Origin of the sequence: Streptomyces sp. C (assembly GCF_000158895.1) — a bacterium.
Lineage (GTDB): Bacteria > Actinomycetota > Actinomycetes > Streptomycetales > Streptomycetaceae > Streptomyces > Streptomyces racemochromogenes.
Map to the genome: position 1 here is coordinate 1,706,533 of NZ_GG657750.1, position 863 is coordinate 1,707,395.

Here is an 863-nt window from a genome sequence, read left to right on the forward strand (position 1 = left end):
GTCGTCGGCGTCGTCGAAGTCGGCATCCTCTGTCGAAGACGGAGCTCACGTCGAAGCGGTGCAGCACGTCCTGCGGATCGGTCTGCCCGAAGGGCGAGTTGAGCCAGTCCCCCGGCTCCGCGACCTCCTCCAGGGCGGCGACCCAGAGGGTGGAGTCGCCCTCCTCCAGGCCGAACTCCTTGTAGCGGGAGGCGATCTCGTCGGGCTCGTACTCCCCGAAGAGCACGCCGAGCGCTCCGGCGGTCCCGCCGTCGTCGAGGAGTTCGGCGTCCCGGTCGTGCGCGGCGACCCGTTCGGCCTGGGCGATCAGCCGCGCCGGTTCCACGACGGCGTAGTCGCGGCGGATGAGCACGCTGAACGCGGCGGGCTCGGCGGGGCCGGTGTACGGGGCACCGGTCTCGGGGGTGGGGATCTCGAAGGGGGTGACCTCGTCGTAGCGGTCGTAGAGGAGTTCGTCGTACTCCTCGGCCGCGGCGGCGAGTTCGTTGAAGGCGGCGTAGACGGCCGGGTCCTCGTCCCCGATCCTGCTCTCGACCGCGGCGAGGTGACGGTCGAGTGCGGCCTTGACCGCCTCGGCGGCGGCGCGTACCTCGGCAACAGTGGGCAGAGCGGCATCAGACATAGTGCAGACGCTATCCGTAGCGGGCCGGTGCCCGCACAATAGATGCGATGCCGGAATACGAATTCGTCGACGTGTACGTGCCCCGAGGTACGCCCCGCAAGGAGGCGACGCGCCTACTGACCGATCATGCGGAATACGGAAATTGGGAGCTGGACCGCCTGACTCTGTACCGGGACGGCAGCCGCCGCGCGCGGTTGCGCCGCCGGATCATCCGCCAGCTCCGCGCGACCTGGTGACGCGG

The 863-nt window shown here is 69.9% G+C and carries 1 protein-coding gene and 1 pseudogene; one reads left to right on the forward strand and one right to left on the reverse strand.

Features of this window, described 5'->3' with window-relative positions:
• Nucleotides 1-622 (reverse strand): annotated as a pseudogene (locus SSNG_RS07525) (hypothetical protein); the annotation flags it as partial.
• Between the two features lie 47 nt (nucleotides 623-669).
• Between SSNG_RS07525 and SSNG_RS07530 the strand changes: the two are divergent.
• The gene (locus SSNG_RS07530; protein ID WP_007263208.1) at nucleotides 670-858 is read left to right on the forward strand and encodes a DUF5703 family protein; all 189 of its coding nucleotides are present in this window, start codon (nucleotides 670-672) and stop codon (nucleotides 856-858) included.
• The last annotated feature ends 5 nt before the right edge of the window (nucleotides 859-863 follow it).